Genomic DNA, 22,327 nt, shown 5'->3' on the forward strand with positions numbered 1-22,327 from the left:
GCTCCTCTCCTCCTTCAACCTCCTGCTCTCTCGCTACTCCGGCCAGTCCGACATCACCGTCGGCTCTCCCATCGCTGGCCGCTCCCGCTCCGAGCTCGAAGGCCTCATCGGCTTCTTCGTCAACACCCTCGTCCTCCGCTCTTCTGTCGCTCCGTCTTCCTCCTTCCTCCAGCTCCTCGCCCACGTCCGCTCCCTCACCCTGGCGGCCTACTCCCACCAGGACGTGCCCTTCGAGAAGCTCGTCGAGGAGCTCCAGCCCTCCCGCGATCTCAGCCGCAATCCCCTCTTCCAGGTGGTCTTCAACCTCCAGAACACGCCGCAGCCGGAGCTCGCGGTGCCGGGTCTGAAGTTGCGGCACGTGGAGGTGGAGATCCCGATCTCCAAGTTCGATCTGAGCCTCGCGCTGGCGGAGACGGCGGAGGGGCTCGAGGGAAGCCTCGAATACAACACCGACCTCTTCGAGCCCGCGACGGCCGCCCGCATGGCCGAGCACTTCCGCGTGCTGCTCGAGGGCATCGTCGCGCACCCGGAGCAGCGCCTGAGCGAGCTGCCCCTGCTCACCGAGGCCGAACGGCACCAGTTGCTCGTGGAGTGGAACCCGCGCACGGACGTCCCGCGCGAGGACTGCATCCACCACCTCGTGGAAGCCCGGGTGAAGCAGTCACCGGACGCCCTGGCGGTCAGCTACGAGGACCAGCACCTCACCTACGGAGAGCTCAACCGGCGGGCCAACCGGCTCGCGCACCACCTGCGCGCGTTGGGGGTCGGCCCCGAGACGAAGGTGGGGCTCGCGGTGGAGCGTTCGCTGGAGATGGTCGTGGCCATCCTCGGCGTGCTCAAGGCCGGCGGCGCCTATGTCCCGTTGGATCCCGCCTACCCGAAGGAGCGCCTGGCCTTCATGCTCCAGGACAGCCGCGTCCCGGTGCTGCTCACCCAGGCCCGGTTGCGCGAGGCCTTCCCGCCGTCGGACGCCGAGGTCATCTGCCTCGACGTGCCGGATCCGGTGCTCCACTCGCGGAGCGAGGAGGATCCGCCGCCACTCGCGGCGCCGGCCAACCTCGCGTACGTCATCTACACGTCCGGCTCCACCGGCAAGCCCAAGGGCGCGCAGCTCAGCCACGCCGAGGTGGTGCGGCTGTTCCGTGCCACGGAGCACTGGTTCCACTTCGACGCGCGGGACGTCTGGACGCTGTTCCACTCGTACGCGTTCGACTTCTCCGTCTGGGAGCTCTGGGGTGCGCTGCTCTACGGTGGGCGGTTGGTGGTGGTGCCCTACGAGGTGAGCCGTTCGCCCGAGCACTTCCACGAGCTGCTGCGCCGCGAGCAGGTGACGGTGCTCAACCAGACGCCGTCCGCGTTCCGGCAGCTCATCCAGTACGAGGAGTCCTCGGGCCGCTCCGAGGGGCTGGCGCTGCGCTACGTGGTGTTCGGCGGTGAGGCGCTGGAGTTCGGCGCCCTGCGGCCCTGGTTCGAGCGTCACGGCGATGCACGGCCGCGACTGGTCAACATGTACGGCATCACCGAGACGACGGTGCACGTCACCTACCGGCCGCTGAGCACCGCGGATGCGGAGGGCGCACCGGGCAGCAACGTCGGCGTGCCCATCCCGGACCTCCAGACGTACGTGCTCGACAGCCACCTGCACCCCGTGCCCATCGGCGTGACGGGCGAGCTGTTCGTGGGAGGCGCGGGCCTGGCGCGCGGCTATCTGGACCGGCCGGAGCTGACGGCCGAGCGCTTCATCCCCAACCCGTTCGCCACGACGCCGGGCGAGCGGCTCTACCGCAGCGGCGATCTGGCCCGGTACCGGCCGGACGGGACGCTCGAGTACCTGGGCCGGATCGATCACCAGGTGAAGGTGCGCGGCTTCCGGGTGGAGCTGGGGGAGATCGAGGCGGCGCTGCTCGAGCACCCGGATCTGCGCGAGGCGGTGGTGCTGGCGCGGGAGGACGTGCCAGGAGACAAGCGGCTGGTGGCCTACATCGTGGCGGCCAGCAACCGCCACGCGCCGGGGGCCGCCGAGCTGCGGGACCGGCTCAAGGCGCGGCTGCCCGAGTACATGGTGCCCTCGGCCTTCGTGCCGCTGCCGGTGTTGCCGCTCACGTCGCACGGCAAGGTGGATCGCCGCGCCCTGCCCGTGCCCGGTACGGTGCGCACGGAGGCCTCGCGGGCGCTCGTCGCGCCCCGGAGCCCGCTGGAGCTGCAGCTCGTCCGCATCTGGGAGGACGTGCTGGGGGTGTCGCCCCTGGGCATCCGCGACGACTTCTTCGAGCTGGGCGGGCACTCCATGCTCGCGGTGCAGCTCGTGGAGCGGATCCGCGAGGAGACGGGCCGCGACTTCCCGCTGGTGTCGCTCTTCAAGGGCGCCACGGTGGAGAAGATGGCCACGCTGCTCGAGCAACAGGACGCCCGGCCGTGGTCCCCGTTGGTGCCGCTCAAGCCCCACGGCACGCGGGCGCCGCTGTTCTGCATCCACCCCATGGGTGGCAACGTGTTGTGCTACGTGGAGCTGGCGCGCCTGCTGGACGCGGAGCAGCCCTGCTACGGCATCCAGGCGCGCGGCGTGGAGGGGGGCGAGCCCTGCTCGAGCATCGAGGAGATGGCGGCGCTCTACATCGAGGCGCTGCGCTCGGTACAGCCCTCGGGCCCCTACCACCTCGCGGGCTGGTCGCTGGGCGGCATCGTCGTGCTGGAGATGGCCCGGCAGCTCACCGCGCGGGGCGAGCAGGTGGGGCTGGCGGCCATCATCGACGCCTACCCGCTGAGCACGATGCGCGAGGGCGTGGCGAGCGACGCGGAGCTGCTGGAGGACATGCTGACGCAGGAGCTGGCGTCGATGCTGCTGCCGCTGACGGGAGAGGAGCCGGCGGCGCTGAAGGAGCGCCTCGCGCGGATGCCGCGGGAGGAGCGGCTGCGGCACTTCTACGAGGAGCACCAGAAGGCCAACAGCCCGCTGGCGCAGGTGGGCTTCGAGCGGGTGAGCAACCTCTACCGCGTGTTCGAGTACACCGCGCGGGCGTGGGTGGGTTACCGGCCACAGCCGTACACGGGCCGGCTCACCCTGCTCCGGGCCACCGAGGACATGGCGGGCAAGCCCGTCCAGGCCGGGCACGGCTGGGAGCCGCTCGCCGCGGGAGGCCTGGACATCCGCGAGGTGTCCGGCAACCACATGTCCATCATGCGCCGGCCCCGCCTCGGCGAGCTGGTGCGCCTGCTGGAGGAGTTGATGGGCGCGGGGCGGTAGCGCGGGCTACGGCTGCTTGCCCTGCTCGCGCTCCTTGCGCCGGAGCTCCCGGATGGCCTTCACCTCGGTGGACTCGCGCTCCAACCCGCACCCCTGCTCCAGCCAGTCGCGCAGGGGCTCCACCTGGGTGCGGGCGTAGAAGGGCTTCGGCGTCCCCGTGGGCGGAGGGGCCTCGGTGCAGGTGAAGGCGGCGTTCAGGGGCTGCCCCTGGCGCAGGCACGCGAAGACGGCGCTGGCGCGGGTGTCGGCCTCGCGCCACGTCTCCTCGTCGAGGATGCCGGAGCGGTAGAGCTGGAGCAGCACCCGGTGCTGCACGCCCTCGGCCCGCTCCAGGTTGGAGCCCGTCAGCGGGTGCCGGGGCGCCGCCGTCAGCGCGGAGAGGAACGTGGCCTCGAAGGCATCCAGCTCCGCCGGGGACTTGCCGAAGTAGTGTTTCGCGGCGGGCCCGGCGCCCCACGTTCCATCGCCCCACTCGATGACGTTCAGATACAGCTCGAGGATGCGGCGCTTGGACAGCGTCCGCTCCAGCTCCTTCGCGATGAACAGCTCGCGGAGCTTCCGCCCCAGCGACTGCTCCGGCCCCAGGAAGACATTGCGCGCGAGCTGCTGGGTGATGGTGCTCGCGCCCGACAAGGTGAAGCGCGTGAAGATCTGGGACAGGAGCTGGCCCCAGTTGAAGCCTCCGTGGCGGAAGAAGACGAGGTCCTCCGACTTGACGATCGCGCAGGCCAGCACCGGGTTGGGGGGAAGCACCTCGGCGGGCTCGAGCCGGAACGTGTCCTCCGCCTTGTTCAGCTCCCCGGCCCTCACCCGCATGTAGCTCGTCCGCTCCGGCGTCTGCGCCACCAGGGGCGAGACGTCCGGGACCGTCCGCGAGAGGATGAAGACGTAGACGGCGAAGCCCCCCAGGACGCAGAGGCTCGCGGTGGAGAAGGGACGGCGGATTCGAGCGGACATGGGCACCCAGGATAGCGCGGCCCTGGTGTCTCGTGGCCCGGCGATTGGGGCCGGCCCGGGCTCAGCGGTAGCGCGAGGCCTGGAGCTCGTACATCGTCGCGTAGCGCCCCCCGCGCGCGAGGAGCGCCTCGTGAGCCCCCTCCTCGACGATCTTCCCGCCCGTCAGCACAAGGATGCGATCCGCCATCCTCACCGTCGAGAAACGATGGGAGATGAGGACGGCCATCTTGCCCGTGGCCAGCTCCCCGAAGCGCTCGAACACCTCGAGCTCGGCCTGGGCGTCGAGCGCCGCGGTCGGCTCGTCCAGGATGAGCAGCTGCGCATCCCGCATGTAGGCGCGCGCCAGGGCGATCTTCTGCCACTCCCCACCCGACAGCTCCACGCCCCCGTCGAAGCGCCGGCCGAGCACCTGGTCATACCCTCGCGGCAGACGATCAATCACCGGATGGGCGAGGCTCTTGCGCGCCGCCTCCGTGATGAGCGCCCGATCCTCGAGCTGTTCAATCTGGCCGATGGCGATGTTGGTCGACGCCGACATGTCGTAGCGGCCGAAGTCCTGGAAGACGACGCCCATCTGACGGGCCAGGTCCTCGATGTCGTACTCCCGCAGGTCCACGCCATCGAGCAGGATCTGCCCGGACGTCGGATCATAGAGCCGCATCATCAGCTTCACGATGGTGGTCTTGCCCTGCCCGTTCTCGCCGATGAGGGCGAGCCGCTCGCCCGGGGCCAGCCGGAAGCTCACCCCCTGGAGCACGGGCTCGGAGCGCCCCGGGTAGCAGAAGGTGACGTCGCGGAACTCGAAGCCCTGGCGGATCGGACGGGGGACCTCGAGGGCCTTCGTGCCCGAGCGGACGGTGGGCTCCATGGCGAAGAAGGCGAGCACATCGCTGATGTAGAGCGACTGCTCGGCCACGCTCACCGCGGTCCCGAGGAGATCCTGGAACGTGCGGTTCGCGCTGGCGATCGCGCCGGCCAGGAACGTGAGCCCGCCCACGCTCACCTCGCCGCGCGTGGCCTTGTACACGACGAACGCGTACGCGCCGTAGTAGCCGAGCGCGCCCACCACCGACAGCAGCGACAGGCCGGGGAACGAGCGGCGCCACAGCCGCACCACGTCGTCGAGGATCTCCCCGGAGACCAGCTCGTAGCGGCGCATGAGGAAGGGGCTCAGGCCGAACATCTTGAGCTCCTTCGCGCTCTCCTTGCTGGCCCCCAGTTGGCGCAGGTAGTCCAGCTCGCGCCGCCTGGGCGTGTTGCGGAAGTTCAAGGCATACAGCCTGGCGCCGAAGCGCGCCTGGGCCACCGCCGCCGGCACCAGGCAGAGGATGATGTTCAGGAGGATCCACGGGGAGAACACGAGGATTCCAGCGCACAGGCCCAGCGCCGTGACGAGCTGCTGCAGGAAGCGGGCAATGCCCTCGATCATGGCGAGCCGATCGGTGGCCTGCACGCGCGCCCGCTCCAGGCGATCATGGAAGGCGGGATCCTCGTACGTTCCGAGGTCGAGCCGCGAGGCATGCTTCATCAGCCGGAGGCTGATGTGGCGGGTGTACTTCTCGGCGAGCACGGCGTTGAAGTACTGGAGGGCGCGGGTGAGGATGCCGCCCGCCGCGGCGAGCGAGAACTCCAGCCCGACGAGCATCCAGAGCCGCCGGGACATGCCCTGCTGGATCGCCGATTCGGTCACCACGCAGTCGATGATCCGGCCCGCGACGCCCAGCAGGAGCACGGGGATCAGCGCCGCGATGATCCGCAGCGTGAGATTGGCCAGCACCGCCGAGGGCGAGGCCTCCCAGACGATGCGCAGCAGGGGCGGGATGTTCTTGAGTGCCGCGCTCCTGCGTTGCGGCTTCGGCTTGTTGTCGGACGCTTCCATCACGCTCCCTCGCGCCATGAGTATCAGATCAGCCCGCGGCCTCCCATCCCGGTCATGGCGCCAGCATGACGCGCCGCGGCCGGCCGGGCGCCAGAAGCGCGACGGGCCCTCTCGCCAGATGGCGCGGGCTCTGGCACATTTCCCGCCTCCCTGTTGCAACAGCAACCCCGATTCCGCGAGCCGAACCCATGACGTCACAGCCCCTGTACCGACTGGCCGACCCGGCCTTCGCCGAACCCCTCGTGAATGGCTGGGCGGCGTGGTGGCTGAACGTGGCCCCCGTTCCCGCCTGCCTCCATGTCCACGGGTACCAGATTCCCCTCCTCCGGGCGTATCTGCAGAGCCCCGACTTCCACTTCAAGGCGGCGAGGGATCGCGCCCTGAGCGGCAGCTCCTTCGTGGACGTGCCGCCCGCTCGCGCCGGTGAGGTGAAGGCGCTGCTGCAGAAGATGCAGGCGGATCAGGCGGACTGCATCAAGCTGGCCGAGGCCCATGAGGAGTTCCAGGGCTGGTTGCTGACGGAGGCCCGGGGCCAGTCGCTGGAGCCGTTGTACGAAAAGCTGCCCGAGCCGCTCAAGGGACGGGTGGAGCTGCTCTACGACTACAACAACCGGCCCTTCGTGCGCTTCATGGAGGGGATGTTCTACCGGAGCCGCTACTACAAGCGGGAGCTCCAATCGCTGCGCCTGGGCCTGCTGCCCTCGGACTCGGCGCGCTCCACCTTCCTCACCACGCCGCGGCTGCCGGAGCCGGGGCAGCTCGACTGGCAGGTGCCCTTCGACGACGAGCGTCTGGACAAGCTCTTCCAGATGGACCTGGAGCCCCGGCCGCTGGGCTACGTGCGCGATCTGCTCGGCCCCGCGGCGAAGAGCGACGAGGAGGTGCTGCCATTGCTCTCCGGCGCGCCGCTTCCGCCTCCCGCCGCCCCGTGGGAGGGCCCCAAGCCCCGCGTGCGCTACCTGGGCCATGCCAGCGTGCTCATCGAGTGGAAGGGCGTCTCCATCCTGGTGGATCCGGTGATCAGCTCCCGCCCCATCGCCGAGGGCCCGCCGCGCGTCACCTTCCAGCAGTTGCCGCCGCGCATCGACTACGTGCTCATCACCCACAACCACCCGGATCACCTGGACTTCGAGACGCTGCTGCGGTTGCGGCACCGGATCGGCCATCTGGTGATGCCGCGCGCCAGCGGCCTGCTGGTGGGCGACTTCAACCCCCGCTTCCTGGGCCTCGCGCTCGGCATCCGGAGCGTGCACGCGCTCGACACCTATGAGTCGCTGCCCCTGCCGGACGGGGAGATCCTCGCCACGCCCTTCCTCGGCGAGCACGGAGACCTGGGCCACTCCAAGTCCAGCTGGCTCATCCGGGCGGGCCAGGAGAAGCTCCTCCTCGTCGCCGACTCCATGTGCGTGGATGACACCCTCTACCGTCACCTGCGCCAGGACCTTGGAGACATCCAGACGGTCTTCATGAACACGGAGATCGAGGGGGCTCCGCACACCTGGACGATGGAGGCGCTCTTCCCGAAGAAGCGGGACCGCAAGATGGAGAAGAACCGGCGCTGCCGTGGCAGTACGCGCGCCGAGGGGCTGCGGTTGCTGGAGCTGGTGGGCGCCCGGAGGCTCTACAACTACGCCATGGGCCTGGAGCCCTGGATGGAGCGCATCATCGGCCCCGCCGCCACGGCGGAGACGCCCCGCATGAAGGAGTCCGACCTGTTGCTGGCCGAGTTCCGCTCACGCGGGGGGACCGCCGAGCGGCTGTACGGTGCCACCGAGCTCCAGCTCGGCGGCTGAGTCAGACCATCCTTCCCCGGTAACGCCGGGCCGCTCCCCGGGATGCCTCGGGCTCCAGGGAGCGGTCACCAGGCAGCCGTCCGAGCCCTGGCCACTGCCCGTGTGTCTGGCATCCACTCCAGGGTCGTACGTAGGGCCCCAGGCGCGTTCCGGCCAGGTGGGGACTACTTTGCCATTCCGCTGATGTCTCAGTGGAACGGGGCTTGTGGCCCAGGCCCGGGGGAGGAAATACGGAGTGAACCTCGAGACACATCGGTCCACGAGCCCACCTGCCTCCCTGGCGGACCTGTTGGATTCCCGGCGGGAGGAGATCACCCGCCAGTGGCTCGAGCGGCTGCACGCCGGCCCGTCCCCCGGGCTCCCGAGCCGGGCCGCCCTGGAGGACCACATCGGGGACTACCTCCGGCAGTTGGCCACGGTGTTGCGCCGCACCGGAGGCAGTGAAGCCGCCGCCGTACCGGACCAGAGCGCCGAGGCCCGGGTCCACGGTGGCCAGCGCCTGAGTCAGGGGTTCGAGCTCCCCGCGGTGGTGCGGGAGTATGGCGTCCTGCAGGACTGCATCCTCGAGCAGGCGAGACAGGCGGGCGTCCCCTTCTCCTTCACCGAAGTGCAGCACCTGGTCTCCTTCATCGTCACCGGCATCGCCGAGGCGGTGGACGCGTACACCGTCCAGCGCGACGAGCTGCAGCGGCAGAACGAGCGCACCGCGCAAAAGGAGGAGGAGGCCACGCGCGCCCGGCTGCTGAGGGAGTCCGAGGCGCAGCGCGAGCGCCTGGCGGCCCTCTTCCAGGAAGCGCCCGCGCTCATCTTCGTGCTGGAGGGCCCCGAGCACATCCTCACCCTGGCCAATCCGCGCCTCCAGCAGGCCATCGGCGTGCGGGAGATATTGGGCAAGCCCCTGCGCGAGGCCCTGCCGGAGCTGGAGGATCAGGGCTTCCGCGTGCTGCTCGACAACGTCTACCGCACGGGCGAGCCGGCCGTGGGCCACGAGGTGCGTGTCTGGGTCTACCGCAACGGCGGCCCCCCGGTGGAGTGCTTCTTCAACTTCGTCTACGCGCCCAACCGGGGCGCGGATGGGCGGGTGGAAGGCGTCTTCGTGCACGCGGTGGAGGTGACGGAGCTGGTGCGCGAGCGCCAGAAGACGGAGGAGGCCCTGGCGCTGCTGGACACCCTGCTCACCACCGCGCCGGTGGGGCTGTCCTTCATGGATCGCGATCTGCGCTACGTGCGCGTCAACCAGATGCTGGCGGACATCATCGGCGCTCCCATCGAGAACGTCCTGGGCCACGGGGTGAAGGAGGTCGTCCCCGGACTGGCCACCCAGCTCGGGCCCATGCGCCGCCAGGTGCTGGAGACGGGACAGGCGGTGCTCGGCCAGGAGGTGACGGGCACCACCCCCGCGACGGGCGGGGAGATCCACCACTGGCTCATCAACCACGCCCCGGTGCGCAACCGCGCCGGCGAGGTCTTCCTCGTGGCCAGCGCGGTGCTGGACATCACCGAGCGCAAGCGCGCCGAGAGCGCCACCGAGGAGCGCTTCCGCCTGCTGGTGGAGGGCGTGGAGGACTACGCCATCTTCATGTTGGATCCCGAGGGCCGGGTGGCCAGCTGGAATCCGGGCGCCGAGCGCATCAAGGGCTGGAAGGCGGAGGAGGTGATCGGCCATCCCATCTCCCTCTTCTACCTGCCCGGGGACGTCATGGCCGGGGTGCCCGAGGAGTCGCTGCGCATCGCCGCCTCCGAGGGGCAGTACCGCACGGAGGCCGTGCTCGTGCGCAAGGACGGCACCCGCTTCTGGGCGGACGTGCTCATCAGCGCCCTGCGGGACGAGCGCGGCGGCCTGCGCGGGTTCGCGAAGATCACCCGCGACATCTCGCCGCGGCGGCAGGCCGAGGAGGTGCTGCGCGCGACGACGCGGCGGCTCGAGGCGATCCTCGAGACGGCGGTGGACGGCATCCTCACCATCGACGAGCAGGGCGCCATCCAGAGCGTCAACCCGGCCACGGTGCGCATCTTCGGCTACGCGCCCGAGGAGCTGATCGGCCGGGACATGCGCCACCTGGTGCCCGAGCCCCAGCAGCGCAGGAACCTCGGCACGGGGGTGCGCAAGCTCATCGGCATCGGGCGCGAGGTGTACGGCCGGCGCAAGGACGGGCTCGTCTTCCCGCTGGAGCTCTCCGTCAGCGAGACGCTGCTGCCCCAGGGGCGCTTCTTCACCTGCATCGTGCGCGACATCACCGCCCGCAAGCGCGCCGAGGAGGCCCAGGCCCTGTTCGTCGAGATGGGCACCCTGCTGTCCCAGTCCCTCGACGTGCACACCACCCTGAAGAGCCTCGCCTCGCTGGTGGTGTCACACCTGGCGGACTACTGCATGGTGGATCTGCTGAGCGAGGACGGACAGCTGCTCCGGTTGGAGCTGACGGCCCGGGACGCGGATCGTCAGGCCCTGCTGCACCACACGATGATGTACCCGCCCCACCTGGGACATGGGGGCGTCATGCAGCAGCTGCTCAACACCGGCGTGCCCCTGGCCGAGCCGGACGTCACCCCCGAGTGGTTGGACTCCGTCGCCCGCAGCGAGGAGCACCGGGCCCTGCTGGAGGCGCTCTCGCTCAAGTCGGTGATCCTCGTGCCCCTGGTGGCGAGGGACCGGAAGCTCGGCATCATCTCCTTCGCGTGGAACCGGTTCCGCCCCACGTGCACCTCGACGGACCTGGAGGTGGCCCGGGGCGTGGCCGATCGCGCGGCCATGGCGCTCGACAACGCGCGGCTCTACCAGCAGGCGCAGGCGGCCATCCAGGAGCGCGAGGATCTGGTGGCCATCGTCAGTCACGATCTGCGCACGCCGCTCAACGCCATCGCCCTGTCCGCCACCACGCTGCTCAAACGCGAGGACGTGGACGAGCGCACCTCGAAGGCGGCGCAGCGCATCCACAGCTCGGCGGACCGGGCCAGCCGGATGATCCGGGATCTGCTCGACTTCAACCAGGCGCGGATGCGGGGCATCCCCGTGCACCGCGAGCCGCTGAACCTCCACGAGCACGTCCGGCGGGTGGTGACGGAGGTGCGGCTGGCCTGGCCCAACCGGCGCATCTCCTTCCAGGCCAGTGGAGACGGCTGGGGTGAGTGGGATGGGGATCGGCTGGCCCAGGTGGTCACCAACCTGGTGGGCAACGCGCTCCAGCACAGCCCCCGGGACACGCCCGTGCGGGTGTCCACCCGGAGCGAGGGCGAGGACGTGCTGCTCGAGGTCCACAACGAGGGGAATCCGATCTCCCCCGAGGTGCTCCCGGGACTCTTCGAGCCCTACCAGCGGGGACCGGAGGCGGGGGCGCGCCAGGGGAGCCTGGGACTGGGCCTCTTCATCACCCGGCAGATCGTCCTGGGCCACGGAGGCACCATCGACGTGAGCTCCACGGACGAGGAAGGCACCACCTTCACCGTGCGCCTGCCGAGGCGCCTGGCGGTTCAGGACCAGTTGATGTCGTAGTCCACGTCGAGCGGGGAGATGCGGTGGCCGCGCACCTGGACACCGGAGACGCCGGAGCGCTCCACGACGGCGGTGAGGGTGCCCTCGATGTAGTTCATGGGCAGGAAGTCACGGCGCGCGAGCATGCGCGCCTGCTTGTCGCCGAGCCGCTCGACGGTGCGCTCGCCATAGCTCAGCGCGGCGCGGCAGGCGTTGGGGAAGGCGGAGAGGAGCCGGTGCGGATCATTGCCGGCGAGGGCCACCATGGTCTTGCCCACGGTGGAGTTGAGGAAGTCCTCGGTGGCGCGGCGGCCGAGCCGGCGGAGGACGGCATCCCTGCCGCCCAGCCTGGGGCCGAGCACGTCCGCGGCGGTGTAGATGGCCTTGAGCAGATCGCCGACCGGGTAGCTGCGGAAGTCGACGTACTTCTTCTCGCCGGCGGCCGTGATGCACTTCGCGCGGGCCTCCTCGCCGCCCAGAGCGCGCGCCGCATCGAACAGGCCGTTGAAGAACATGCCGCGGGCGGTATCCGCGGGGGTGGCCAGCGAGAGCAGATGTTCCAGTCCGGGGGCGGGAATGGAGGTAGTAGGCAGGGGCACGGTGGGGGGACTCCAGGAACTTGTCCGGCGGCGCCCATTAGAGCGCAAAACGCGGCGCTGACCACCTATCGCGTCGTCAGACCCGCTCAGGACCCATCACTCCACCTTCACGCCGCCTGAATTCCGGGATTTCGCGGCGGCGCTACAGCGCTGTAGCGCGCCCACCGGGCCGATGGGGGCACCGGTGGGCGCGGATCAGGCGCGAGTGGGAGGAGCGCTTACGGCAGTTCCTCGGCCAGCAGGAGGTTCTGCCCGCGGTTCCAGCCGAAGTAGTTCGAGCCGCAGGTGCTTCCGTCCCCATGCAGTGTGGTCGACCAGATGGAGAACGTGTGGAAGCCGGGCGTCAGATTCGGAATGATGCACGTCAGGTTCGCCGGATGGTGATGGTCCTGCACGGCACCCGCATTCCACACGTACTGGCCGTTGATGCACCCGGTGGGCTGGTAATCGACGTACAGCTGGAATTGGCCCATGCGCCCATTACAGCCGGCGACCGCGCGGAACGTGTCCGAGTACGTGACCTTCACCGTCTTTCCGGGAGCGCTGACGTAATGAACGATCTGTCGCGCACCGACGCCGGCCCATACACCAGAGATTTCGCCACTGGCGAAGCCCATGTTCGAGTAGGTGAGCCCCGTGTTCGGGAGTTCCTCGACGAGGAGGAGCGGACTGCTCCGCTCCCAGCCAAGGGACGCTTGACCGCCCGAGTTCGCTGAAAGGGCAACATCCAACGTGTGCTGAGCAGCGGAGACGTTCGGCAGGATGCAGGTCATCACGAATGGATTGTGAAGATCACCGCCTGTTCCTTGGGCGTCATACTTACCCGTGTAGCAGTTGGTGTTGACCCCATCGAGCCGCACCATCACCGTGCCGTGCCCGCCGTTCTGGTTGTAGCCCACACGTAGAGTATCCGCGAGCGTCACCTTGAGCAGCGTGGACGCGGACTGCTTGAGGAACGTGACTTCACGCCCGCTCATCTTTGAGTATGACGGGACGGCCGTACCGCTCCACCCCCCCGCCTTGGAAAAGGCGTAGGGCTTTGAGCCATCGAGTTCTTCGGCGAGAAGCAACGCACTGCCGGACGTTACATGACCGATGTAGCTGGTTCCTCCGCTCGCCATCGTCCACACGTCGAATTCGTACAGCCCCTTCGGGAGCTGATCGGTGAGGCAGACGTTGGCGAAAGGCAGGTGATAGTTCTGGTTCCAGCCAGCCGTGTTCGCGTTGTACTGCCGGGCGTCGCAGTTGATCGAACTGCCGTTCATGCGCACCGAGTAATAACCACTCCCTCCGTTGAGGTTGAAACCAACCCGGAAATTGTCGGAGACAGTGAGCTTGATACGCGACGTATCGCTGCTCTTGTAGATCCAGACCCGGCGCGACACGGGGACCCACAGGTTGGTGATCTCACCGGATTCGTAGCTTCCCGGCTGGTTGTTCGCCCACTTCGTCCGGAAGAAATTGGCCGCGCTGCACACGAGCTGGGTCGTCGTGACCTCGGAATCGCTCAGCGTTCCGTCGCCATTCGAGTCGAAACCCGTCTTCACGGCCGTGCCGCCGTACGCGCAGTTGGCGCCCGCGGGCTCGGAATCGAGCCGTACGAGGGCCTCGCCCCGGTTCGGGTCCAGCGTCGCGGTGAGCCCGTTGCACACGAACGTGGTGTTCGTCACCTCACCGGTGCCGAGCGTTCCGTCACCATTCGCATCGAAGCCGCTCTTCACGGCAGTGCCACCCTGGCCGCAGTTCGCACTGGCCGGCGCGGCATCGAGCCTGACGAGCGCCTCGGTACCACTCACGCCCGCCGATCCGGTGCAGACGTACTGCGTCGTCGTCACCTCGGTGCTCTCGAGCTGCCCGTTGACGTTCACGTCGATACCACCGAGGACGGCCGTTCCGCCCTGGGGGCAGTTCGAGCCGGCGGCCTCGGACAGCATCTTCATCAGGTACGCATTGCCCTTCTTCTCGCCCTGCCCATTGCAGAGGAACTGCGTGTGGGTGACCTCGGAGTCCCCCTGCAGCCCGTCGGCGTTCGTGTCGCGCCCGGACAGGACGGCGGTGCCACCGGAGGCACACCGCGCACCCGGCGCCTCGGGCATCAGCTTCACGAGCGACATGCCGCCAGCCTGGGGGCCGCTGCCGTTGCACACGTACGAGGTCTGCTCCACCTCGTCGTCGCTCAGCGAGCCATCCCCGTTGTGATCGAGGCCCGTCTGGAGCGCGGTGCCACCCTGGGGGCAGCGGGCGCCCGGTGCCTCCGGAATCAGCCGGACGGCCGCGTTCTTGCCGTTGCTGCTGGAAGTACCGCCCTGCCCGTCCGCGCCCGGAACCTCCGAGGGCGAAGAACACGCGGTGATCGCGAAGACGAAACCGGCCACGACAGACGGACGCCAACTCCACTGCTGGGACATTCAACCTCTCCTGGATTGCAGAAGCGTGGGACACGCCGCATCGCGGTCCGTTCACGCATCAGTGCGCGGAAGAGAACTGTGTTTGCCCTATCACCGTCAAGACACCGGACCCGCACCAGCGAGGCGCCAGGAATAACGGCCGATCAGCAGGCAAACATGCTTGATTCATATCATGTAAGAAATTGGTTCAAGCTCGCCATGGGCAGGCTGCTCGGACAGTGCGGCATGCGGCAGACCCGTCTGAGGAGCAGGCAGGCCCGAGTCCTCCCATTTCCCACTTTGTTGATTTGAGGACAAAATTTTCTTCACCCATGCTCATCAGTCCCGCTCCCGCCCCGCGCACAGAGCCCCTCCTCTCCTCGCCCGCGCTGGAACAACTGCTGACCTGTTACCCGAGGACCCCCGAGGCGGAGGAGCGGCTGCGCGAGCTGCATGCGCTGCTGACATCGGCCCGGCCCCAGGAGCCGCTCGCGGCCCGCCTGACGTGGCTGGAGGAGCTGGTCCGCTGGCTCCAGGCTCGTGGTGCCACGCCCTCGCGGCGCGGACGGCTGGCGCCGGTGGAGTCCCCGGGCTCGGCGCGCCTGCGGCTGCTGGTGGAGGTCCTCGGCGAGGCACCCGCGTGGTGCGAGTCCCTGCGCGATGTCCTCGCGTCGGTGCTCGCCGAGACGTCCGCGCTGAGGTTGTTCACCGAGCCGGGCCTGTCCGCCGCACGAGGCCTCCTGGGGGATGCCGTGGCGCGGCTCGGACAGCGGCTGGTGCCCCCGGCGCCGGACGAACGGGACCTCTCTCCATTCGTATGGCGCCTGTTCCCCGGGAAGGAGGGACAGGCCTGGCTGGATGAGTTGTCCGAGGAGCTGGTGGTGGCCTTCTGTGCCCTGCTGCGAGCGCCCTCCTTCGCCCCGTTGACGGAGGCGGTGGAGGACGCGGTGCTCGTACTCGCCGCGCGCGCGAGTGCCCTCGGTCTGGCGAGTGACGTGCTGGCGCGGCTGCCTCCGGGGCCACTCGAGCACTCCCCGTTCGTCCGCCTGCCGCGCGCGTGCGAGGCATTGCGATGGGAGGTGCGAACGGGCGCGCAGGGCTCCACCGTGGAGCGGCGGCGAAAGGTCTGCGCCGAGGCCATCGCCGGTTGCCGCGCCGCCACGCAGCGCGTGCTGCGCCACATGGATGCACACGCCGTGGGGACGGATCTCGTCTACCGGCTCGAGCAGCTCGGCCACGCCCTGGATCGGCTGGAGTCACTGCTGTGGTTGCTCGCCCCGGACCGCGTCCACGCCACCCCTGGCGCCGCCCTCCGGCTGTTGTCCTCGCTGGTGGATGCGCACGCGCGGGAGCGCAGCGTGGCCGCGCTCTTCCGCAGCAGCGTGCGGTGCATCTCGCGGCGCATCTTCGAGCACACCGGCGAGGTGGGCCGCCACTACATCGCCACCACCCAGGACGAGTACCACCGGATGGTGAGCGCGGCGGCCGGCGGCGGGCTGCTCACCGCGGGCACCGCGGCGCTCAAGCTGGCCATCACCTTCGCGGCGCTCCCCCTCTTCTTCGAGGGGCTCGCGGCCGCCACCAACTATGCCCTCGGCTTCCTGCTCATCCAGCTGCTCGGCTTCACCCTTGCCACCAAGCAGCCCTCCATGACGGGCGCGGCCCTGGCGGCCTCGATGGACGTGAAGGCCGGTGACAAGGGGATGCACAGCCTGGTGCGACAACTGGCCTGCATCACCCGCTCGCAGCTGGCCTCGGTCTTCGGCAACCTCGGAGCGGTGGTGGCCACCGTCACCGTCGTGGGACTCGTCCTCCAGGCGCTCCGGGGCCAGCCACTGCTGGAGCCGAGCGAGGCGGAGTACGTGGTGCGCTCGCTCCACCCACTGAAGAGCGGCACCCTGCTCTTCGCAGCCCTCACCGGCGTGCTGCTGTGGTGCTCGAGCGTCTTCGGCGGCTGGCTGGAGAACTGGGTGCACTACCAGCGCCTGCCCGAGGCGCTCGCGCGTCACCCCGGCCTGCGCTGTCTGCTCGGTGAGGCCCGGGCGAAGTGGCTGGGCGAGGCCCTCGCGCGTCATGCGTGCGGCCTGGGCGCCAATGTCAGCCTCGGATTGCTGCTGGGCATGACGCCCGCGGTGTGCCGCTTCTTCGGTCTGCCCATGGACGTGCGGCACGTCACCCTCAGTGCCGGCACCCTCGCCTTCGCCGGCACGGCGCTGGGGCCCGAGCGGCTCGTGGAGCCGGCCTTCCTCTGGGCCGTGGTGGGTATCCTCTGCGTGGGGGTGATCAACCTGGCCGTGAGCTTCTCGCTGGGGCTCTCCGCGGCGGTGCGGGCCCGGGGCCTGGAGCCGGTGGGCTTCCTGCGCCTGGCGGGCGCGGTGCTCGCGGGCGGCCTGCGCTCCCTGTCCGAGTTCGTCCTTCCCCCCGTGACCCTGCTGCCAGCGCCCCCACCCTCGTCGCGCTACGGCGTGCGATCGGCGGCGCGCCCGCGCGCTTCCACCCGAGGTGGAGAGGGCTTCCACGGAATGCCTCTCGCTCCGAGTAGAACCCCTCCCAGTACTCCACATCAGAGCAGGTGAAGCGCCCGGGCTCGGCCCGGTAGACTGCGTCTCCGTCGCCACTCCCTCCCGAGCACGACCATGACCGCCGCCCAGACCGCCAAGACCCTCCTCACCCGCCTCCACGAGGCCCACCCGGGTGCCCGCTACGAGCTCAACTGGAGCACCCCCTTCGAGCTGCTCGTCGCCACCATCCTGGCCGCGCAGTGCACGGACGAGCGCGTCAACCGCGTGACCGCCACCCTCTTCAAGAAGTACCCCGGCCCCCAGGCCTTCGCCGAGGCCGACACCGCCGCGCTCGAGGAGGACCTCAAGCCCACCGGCTTCTTCAAGCAGAAGACGAAGTCCGTGCAGGCCATGAGCCGCGAGCTGCTCGCGAGCTTCGGCGGCACGGTGCCCCAGACGATCGACGAGCTCATCACCCTGCCCGGCGTGGCCCGCAAGACGGCCAACGTCGTGCTCAACACCGCCTTCAACCTCCCCTCGGGCGTCATCGTCGACACCCACGTGGCCCGCGTCAGCCAGCGAATGGGCCTCTCCAAGAAGGAGAAGCCCGAGGAGATCGAGAAGGATCTGATGAAGCTCGTCCCCCAGGACCAGTGGACCTTCTTCGGGCCCGCGACCGTGCTGCACGGCCGCTACACCTGCACGGCTCGCAAGCCCAGGTGCGAGGCCTGCCCCATGAGCGACATCTGCCCGAAGATCGGCATCGAGGAGTAGGACGCCCCGCCCCACCCGGTGCTCACCGGGCGGCGCGAGCCACCCGCGCGAAGTGGTGGGCGAGCCGCTCGAGCAGCTCCCGGTTCTCGGCCTCGGCCGTGCGGAGCTTGGGGAGCTGGGAGCGCAGCTCGTCCACGTCCTTCTCGTACAGCTCGACGAGCTCCTCGGCACCCTGGGTGAACCAGCGGTCGAGCTCGTCCGCGGTGAGCTCCAGGTGGAACTGGAAGCCATACGAGTCGCCGAGCCGGAAGGCCTGCTGGGTGTAGCGATCCGTGGAGGCCAGGAGCGTGGCGCCGGGCACGGCCTTGAAGGTGTCCTGGTGCCAGTGGGCCACCGGGGTGCGCGGGCGCACGCCGGCAATGACGGGATCGGCGAGTGCCTCCTTCGTCCAGCGCACGGGGGCCACGCCCACCTCGAGGCCGTTCTTCCCGACGAAGACCTCGGAGCCGGCCGCGGCCGCCAGCAGCTGCGCGCCCAGGCACAGGCCCAGCACCGGGAGCCCCAGGGCGAGCCGCTCGGTCACCAGGGCCAGCTCCTCGCCGAGGAAGGGATGGCGATCCGCCTCGTAGACGCCCATGGGGCCGCCGAGCACCACCACCAGCTCCGCGTTCAGGTCCTCGCGCTTGACGGTGCGGAAGCGCTTCACCAGCGTGAAGCCCGCCGCCTCCAGCGCCGGACCGAGCAACCCTGGCCCCTCGTGCTCCTCGTGCTGCATCACCACCGCGCGCATGGCGCCTCCTGGATGGGAGTCCGGGCACCGTAACGGCAAAGGCCCCACCCGGGAAGCCCGGATGAGGCCTTCATCGCCGCGGAGCCGGAGCTCCGAGCCCTTACGGGCAGGGAGAGGTGCAGACCAGCTCGCCCGTGATCGGGTGCTTGTAGCAATACGGCGCGCAGGTATCGGCCGCCTGCACGGGGGCGGAAGCGAGGCCCAGGCCCAGGGCGATGGCGGCGACGGCGACGAAGAGAACGCGCTTCATGGGGTGCTCCTTGGGGGGTTTGAAGTGCAGCGCGGTGACGATAGGGGATTGCCTCAGAGCCGGATAGCTTTTCCTGTTCTCCCGGATATTTCCCGTTTCGGCGCACGAGGGCTCCTGGGGAGTGTGCGCGCCATGCGCCGCACCGCCTCGGCGAGCTCGGACTCATCGGCAATGCGAGCGAAGCCCAGCCGCACCGCGGGTACGGGGCGGCCATCCCCGAGGCCGATAAATCTCCCCACCGAGGAAGGATATAAACCCACACGATCGGCTTGATTCGGGAATATTCGCCGAATATCCATCTCGATCATGGGAAGGATATCGGGAGCCCGGAACCGCAATCATGACGAGACGCGCTCGCGGCTCCTGGCGAGCGTAGCGCAGCAGATGCTGATGTCGGGCGGCTCGCACCCGAGCATGCGCGTGCTCGCGGAGGGCGCCGGGGTGGATCCCGGGACGCTGAGGCACTACTTCGGTGATCGCCACGGCGTGGTGCAGGCCGCCTTCGATTACCTGTTGAAGTTCGGACAGGAGCGCCAGGCCTGGGCGAAGTCCCTGGCGGAGCTGCCCGCGAGAGAGGCCTTCACCCAGCTGCTGGGGCAGATCGCCGCCGCGTGGTCGGGAGCCCTGGGCGGCATGCACGCCGCGGGCTTCGCCGAGGGCATGGCGGACTCGGAGCTCGGGCAGATCTACGTCTCGTCGATCCTCGAGCCCACGCTGGTTTCCGTCGAGGAGCTGCTGATTGTCTTCCACACGCGAGGAGAGCTGTCCGTGCCGGATGCGCGGGTGGCCGCGCTCGCGTTGATGTCACCGCTGCTGCTGGGGCTCTTCCACCAGCATCAGTTGCAGGGCCGCCGTTGCCGTCCGCTCGTCCTGGAGCGCTTCATCGAGCAGCACCTGGACGGCTTCTTGAAGGGTTACGCGAAGAGCTAGTTCCACGCTTCATTCCAACAGGGGAGTTGTCCATGCTTTCACCGCGTCTATCGACGGTGCTGGTCGTGTTGTTGCTCGTGGCGGGCTGTCAGTGTGGCGGAGGGGGTGAAGTCCCCACCGTCCCGGAGAAGGTGGTGGGCCACTGCGTCTACACGAACCGGTTCAGCAGCATGGAGGAGTGCCGCGACTACGTCGGTGAGTGGACCGACGAGGCCGCGGTGGAGGACTGCAAGGATCAGGGCTCGACGGCGGTGCTGGGCTCGGCGTGCAACCTGCCGGAGCGGCTGGGCTACTGCTTCCTGGGGGGCGAGAACGAGCGGTGGACGCGCATCAGCTTCCCCGGAGTGGACGCGCAGCAGTGTGGCTCCATGCAGCGCGGGTGCGAGCTGTTCGGCGGTGGCGTGTTCGACCCGGCGCCCGTGTGCGGCGGGCAGGTGGAGGACAGCGGTGGAGGGACGGGGCTGCCCACGTTCCAGCAGCCGGTGCTCAACTGTGTGGATCCCAAGCCGGGCGAGCCCGCCGGGATGTCGCCGGGCGGAAAGGTCTGCACGTGGGAGATGATCTCCGGAGCCACCGAGCCGGGCCGCAGCTTCATGGACTACGCGAGCTGCGATCGCGTGCGCACGCAGCGTCCGTACTACCCGGTGCCGCCGGCGGAGAACGCGGAGCGCGAGGACGCGCGCATGCAGGATCCGGCGTACGTGGCGGAGGCCAACTGGGTGAGGTCGCAGATCGAGTCGACGGCGTGTGTCTGCTGCCACTCGACGCGTGCGCCGAAGGGCCCGTCGAACTGGTACGTCGAGTCGCCGGGCAACTTCCTCAACTCCTTCCATCCGCGAGGCCTGGCCATGGGCGCCGGGTGGATCAACACGGTGGGCTTCGGCGCGTACCCGCGTGAGCAGAACAACGGCTTCTCGCGAGCGGGCCCCGAGAACCCGCACGACTCCATCTTCGTGACGACGGATCCGGTGCGGATGATGAGCTTCTTCGAGGCCGAGCTCTTCCACCGGGGCTACAAGCGCGAGGACTTCGCGGGCCAGACGTACGGCGCGGGTCCGCTGGACGATCAGCGCTTCTTCCGGCCCTCGCTCTGTGAGAACGGAGAGGGTGTCGCCGCGGACGGGACGCTCACCTGGAGGGGCGGCAAGGCGCGGTATGTGTACGTGCTCGAGGCCAGCGCCACGTCGCCGACGGTGCCGCCGAACCTGGATCTGCCCACGGGCACGCTCTGGCGCATCGACGTGCCGGTGGATGGAACCCCCGTGTCGAGCGGGACGGTGCGGTACGGCGTGGTCCCCACGGGCCTGTCGCAGCGCTTCCCGGCGTCCGGCCAGCCCGACGCGCTGGTGAGTGGCAGGACGTACTACCTGTACGTGCTGGCGGACATCATCATCCCCGTCACCCGCTGCCTGTTCACCATGCCGTAGTCCTCCACGATTTCTGCACGAACATTCCTCGGGGGGTGCACGGGGCGTCCATTCCCGTTGCACCCCCCTGTCCCACTCTGGGCCCATGAGCCCAGACACCCTTCCTCCCACGCCCTCACCGCGTCCACCGGACTCGCCGGTCCGGCGCGCGTTCAGGTGGCTCGTCCGCCACCACGTCTTCGGCAGCCTCCTCATCGTCGTCTTCGCCACGGCGGTCATCGCCGGCCAGGTGGCGGATCGGACGGACTTCGCCAGCTCGGAGCTGGCCCGGGACGTGGAGGAGCGCTGGGGCGCCCCCGTCGTCCAGCCCGCGCCCTCGCTGCGCTACGTGCAGAGCGGCACCATCTTCACCGAGCTCAAGCCCCTGCCCTTCGACAAGCAGCACGTGCAGGTGCAGTCCCGGATGAACTACCGCAAGCGGGGCCTGCGCTACTTCTCCGGCTTCGACTTCACGATCTCCGCCGACTACGCCGTCCTCAACCGCGAGGGCCACGACATCGACGTGGCCTTCATCTTCCCCATCGAGGTGGACAAGTCCCAGGTGCTCCTCTCGGAGCTGCAGTTCCTCGTCAACGGCGCCGAGTCGGACCTGGACCTCGGCGAGTCCGGCAACCGGCTCGTCTGGACGGGCCGCATCTCCCAGGGCGCCACCAACACCTTCTCCATCCGCTACCGCGCCCGGGGGCTCGACTCGTTCATCTACAAGCTGGATCCCGCCCTGCCGGCCCGTGACGTGCGGCTGCACATGGCCGTCGAGGGGGGCGAGAACTTCGACTATCCGCCCCAGGTGCTCTCGGCCAGCCGGGTGGAGACCGGGCGCGGCACGGTGGCGCTCGACTGGGCCTTCCAGTCGCTCGAGTCGGGCGTGAGCCTCGGTGTCATCCTCCCCTCGGTGGAGGCGTATGATCTCGTCATCTCCACCATGGCGGGCCGCGCCTGGGTGCCCTTCCTCGCCCTGCTGGCCCTGATGGCCGCCTTCAGCATCCGCCACCGCCGGCCGCTCGCCTTCTACGAGTCCTACCTGCTGGCCTCCGCGTACGGCTTCTTCTTCGTGCTGCTGGCCTACCTCGCGGCCTTCATGAACTTCTACGTGGCCTATGCGGTGGCCACGCTCGGCCTCGGCGCGGCGGTGGTCGTCTACGCGAAGCGCCTCTATCCCCAGGAGAAGAGCGCGCACCTGGCGGGCGTCTGGGCGGCCACGCTCGTGGTGCCCACCACCGCCGTCATCCTCCAGGGCTACACCGGCCTCATCTACACGCTGGAGATCCTCGCGGCGCTGCTCGGCCTGATGGCCCTCTCCACCCGCGCGAGTGTGCGGGCCCTGCTCTCGGATCTCCCCCCCGGCGGTGAACCGCCGCACGCCCCCATCGCCCAGGAAGCGAGGTGA

The 22,327-nt window shown here is 69.3% G+C and carries 14 protein-coding genes; 8 read left to right on the plus strand and 6 right to left on the minus strand.

All coding sequences use genetic code 11. The features are described 5' to 3' along the window. A partial coding sequence (locus VFZ09_RS03590; RefSeq protein ID WP_329726045.1) for an amino acid adenylation domain-containing protein occupies nucleotides 1-3,244 on the plus strand: 3,244 nt, incomplete at its 5' end. Between the two features lie 6 nt (nucleotides 3,245-3,250). On the opposite strand, the gene VFZ09_RS03595 is transcribed toward VFZ09_RS03590, so the two are convergent. Together VFZ09_RS03595 and VFZ09_RS03600 are read right to left on the minus strand one after the other, a co-directional pair. After that, nucleotides 3,251-4,201, minus strand: a complete 951-nt coding sequence (locus VFZ09_RS03595) for a biosynthetic peptidoglycan transglycosylase (protein WP_329726046.1) — start codon at nucleotides 4,199-4,201, stop codon at nucleotides 3,251-3,253. Nucleotides 4,202-4,262: 61 nt separating this feature from the next. Next, nucleotides 4,263-6,080 carry an ABC transporter ATP-binding protein gene (locus VFZ09_RS03600; RefSeq protein WP_329726293.1) on the minus strand — a complete coding sequence of 606 codons (1,818 nt, stop codon included), beginning with the start codon at nucleotides 6,078-6,080 and terminating at the stop codon, nucleotides 4,263-4,265. Nucleotides 6,081-6,268: 188 nt separating this feature from the next. Between VFZ09_RS03600 and VFZ09_RS03605 the strand changes: the two genes are divergently transcribed. Together VFZ09_RS03605 and VFZ09_RS03610 are read left to right on the plus strand one after the other, a co-directional pair. Then, entirely contained in the window at nucleotides 6,269-7,873 is a 1,605-nt protein-coding gene (locus VFZ09_RS03605) for an MBL fold metallo-hydrolase (protein WP_329726047.1), read from the plus strand. A 235-nt stretch (nucleotides 7,874-8,108) separates the two neighbouring features. Then, nucleotides 8,109-11,363 (plus strand): PAS domain S-box protein, encoded by a 3,255-nt coding sequence (locus VFZ09_RS03610; protein ID WP_329726048.1) that lies wholly within the window; start codon nucleotides 8,109-8,111, stop codon nucleotides 11,361-11,363. Here VFZ09_RS03610 and VFZ09_RS03615 read toward each other — a convergent pair. Both VFZ09_RS03615 and VFZ09_RS03620 read right to left on the minus strand, forming a co-directional pair. Beyond that, on the minus strand, nucleotides 11,342-11,941 hold the full coding sequence (locus tag VFZ09_RS03615) for a DUF2378 family protein (RefSeq protein ID WP_329726049.1): 600 nt from the start codon (nucleotides 11,939-11,941) through the stop codon (nucleotides 11,342-11,344). The genes VFZ09_RS03610 and VFZ09_RS03615 overlap by 22 nt on opposite strands. 218 nt (nucleotides 11,942-12,159) lie before the next feature. After that, nucleotides 12,160-14,349, minus strand: coding sequence for a DUF7151 family protein (locus tag VFZ09_RS03620; protein WP_329726050.1), 2,190 nt, complete (start codon nucleotides 14,347-14,349; stop codon nucleotides 12,160-12,162). Between the two features lie 311 nt (nucleotides 14,350-14,660). Between VFZ09_RS03620 and VFZ09_RS03625 the strand changes: the two genes are divergently transcribed. Together VFZ09_RS03625 and nth are read left to right on the plus strand one after the other, a co-directional pair. Next, nucleotides 14,661-16,904: a gliding motility protein gene (locus VFZ09_RS03625; protein ID WP_329726051.1), complete on the plus strand. Its 2,244-nt coding sequence runs from the start codon at nucleotides 14,661-14,663 to the stop codon at nucleotides 16,902-16,904. A gap of 60 nt (nucleotides 16,905-16,964) precedes the next feature. Further along, a complete protein-coding gene (gene nth, locus VFZ09_RS03630; RefSeq protein WP_329726052.1) occupies nucleotides 16,965-17,603 on the plus strand; it encodes an endonuclease III in 639 nt (212 codons plus the stop codon). 22 nt (nucleotides 17,604-17,625) lie between these two features. Here nth and VFZ09_RS03635 read toward each other — a convergent pair whose 3' ends face one another. Together VFZ09_RS03635 and VFZ09_RS03640 are read right to left on the minus strand one after the other, a co-directional pair. Next, nucleotides 17,626-18,333: a glutamine amidotransferase-related protein gene (locus VFZ09_RS03635; protein WP_329726053.1), complete on the minus strand. Its 708-nt coding sequence runs from the start codon at nucleotides 18,331-18,333 to the stop codon at nucleotides 17,626-17,628. Nucleotides 18,334-18,433: 100 nt separating this feature from the next. After that, nucleotides 18,434-18,583: a hypothetical protein gene (locus VFZ09_RS03640; protein WP_329726054.1), complete on the minus strand. Its 150-nt coding sequence runs from the start codon at nucleotides 18,581-18,583 to the stop codon at nucleotides 18,434-18,436. A 306-nt stretch (nucleotides 18,584-18,889) separates the two neighbouring features. On the opposite strand from VFZ09_RS03640, the gene VFZ09_RS03645 reads away from it, so the two are divergent. The 3 genes from VFZ09_RS03645 (at nucleotide 18,890) to VFZ09_RS03655 (ending at nucleotide 22,327) form a co-directional block, all read left to right on the plus strand. Next, nucleotides 18,890-19,513, plus strand: coding sequence for a TetR/AcrR family transcriptional regulator (locus VFZ09_RS03645; protein ID WP_329726055.1), 624 nt, complete (start codon nucleotides 18,890-18,892; stop codon nucleotides 19,511-19,513). 32 nt (nucleotides 19,514-19,545) lie between these two features. Next, the gene (locus tag VFZ09_RS03650) at nucleotides 19,546-20,940 is read left to right on the plus strand and encodes a hypothetical protein (RefSeq protein ID WP_329726056.1); all 1,395 of its coding nucleotides are present in this window, start codon (nucleotides 19,546-19,548) and stop codon (nucleotides 20,938-20,940) included. 85 nt (nucleotides 20,941-21,025) lie between these two features. Beyond that, a complete protein-coding gene (locus tag VFZ09_RS03655; RefSeq protein ID WP_329726057.1) occupies nucleotides 21,026-22,327 on the plus strand; it encodes a hypothetical protein in 1,302 nt (433 codons plus the stop codon).

Source organism: Archangium sp., assembly GCF_036277355.1.
In the GTDB taxonomy this organism is placed as follows: domain Bacteria; phylum Myxococcota; class Myxococcia; order Myxococcales; family Myxococcaceae; genus Archangium.